The organism is Streptomyces beijiangensis, assembly GCF_017315755.1.
In the GTDB taxonomy this organism is placed as follows: domain Bacteria; phylum Actinomycetota; class Actinomycetes; order Streptomycetales; family Streptomycetaceae; genus Streptomyces; species Streptomyces beijiangensis.
In genome coordinates, this window is sequence record NZ_JAFLRJ010000529.1 from 1 (window position 1) to 1,397 (window position 1,397).

General features: G+C 68.5%; 2 pseudogenes. Both read right to left on the minus strand.

Annotated elements, in window-relative coordinates:
• A pseudogene (locus tag J0695_RS36355) lies at positions 1-1,099 on the minus strand (MFS transporter); the annotation flags it as partial.
• 77 nt (positions 1,100-1,176) lie between these two features.
• Positions 1,177-1,397 (minus strand): annotated as a pseudogene (locus J0695_RS36360) (TetR family transcriptional regulator); the annotation flags it as partial.

The window sequence follows — 1,397 nt, forward strand, 5'->3', positions numbered from 1 at the left end:
GCGGCGCGGAATCAGCAGAGCGGCAAGCGCCGCGAGGGCGACCGTACCGGCGCCGATCCACAGAGCGGGGACGGTGCCGTCGGTGAAGGACTGCGACGACTGGTACCCACCCTGGGAAGCGAAAACGGCACCCAGGACCGCGACTCCCAGCGATCCCCCGACCTCGCGCAGGGCGTTGTTGGCGCCGGAGGCGATGCCCTGCTCGGCGGGCCGGACGCTGGACATGACCACGCTGGCCGCCGGGGCGAAGTACAGCGCCATGCCGATGCCGCTGAGGATCAGGGCCGGGAGCTGGGCGGCGTACGAGACGTCGGGGCCGAGGACCGCCGCGAAGAGGCCGAGGCCGACCGCCTGGAAGGCGAGACCGGCCGCGACCACCGGGCGGCCGCCGATCCGGTCCGAGAGGATCCCGGCGAAGGGTGCGACGAGCAGCGGCATTCCGGTCCAGGGGAGCATCCGCAGTCCGGCCTCGGTGGGCGAGTAACCGGCGACGCCCTGCAGGAACTGGGCGAGCAGGAAGATCGAGCCGAACATCCCCAGGAACATCAGCAGGGAGGCCATGTTGATCCCGAAAAAGGCGCGGTTACGGAAGAGCCGCATGGGGAGCATGGGGTTCTTGTGGGTAAAGCCGTGGTGGATGAATCCGGCCAGGAGCGCGGCGCCCGCGAAGAGGCTGATGAGGATCGGGGCGGAGGTCCAGCCGTCGGTCTGACCGTTGACCAGTCCGTAGACGATGCCGAAGAGGCCGCCGCTGACGAGGATCGTGCCGGGGATGTCGAGCCGGGCGTTCGGTGCGTACGACTCGGAGAGGCGGAGCCGGGCGAAGGGCAGGAGGGCCAGGCCGACCGGGACGTTCAGCCAGAAGATCCACTCCCAGGAGAAGTGCTCGGTGAGGCTGCCGCCGATCAGCGGGCCGCTGGCCACCGCGAGGCCGGTGACGGCGGAGAAGATGCCGAGGGCGGCGNNCCAGGTCCTTGCGGATGGAGGGCAGTGCGGTCGTGACGACGAGATTGTCGAGTGCCGCCATGAAGCCTGCGGCGCTGGTGATGATCAGGGCCCAGGTGGCGCCCCCGCGCCTGCCTGCTGCTTGCTCGTTCATTACTCCCCCTCGGAGTTAGTTAGTGACCACTAAGTTTTGCGGGCATGAAACTGGGCGGACCAGGTGAAGCATGCGGATCACTTCTTCGGTTGCGCCGACTCGTAGAAGCCGGCCCAGACCCGGTGGTCGGGCTTGAAGCCCAGCGAGACCAGGGTGTTGACGAGCATTCCGTACGCCATGAACTGCGTGGTGTCACCGATGTCGGGACCGATCGCCAGGTGGACCGTGTCGTACATCTCCAACCAGCCGGCCCGGATCGACCGACCGAACTCACGGTCGCCGGAGACCTCCGCCGAGG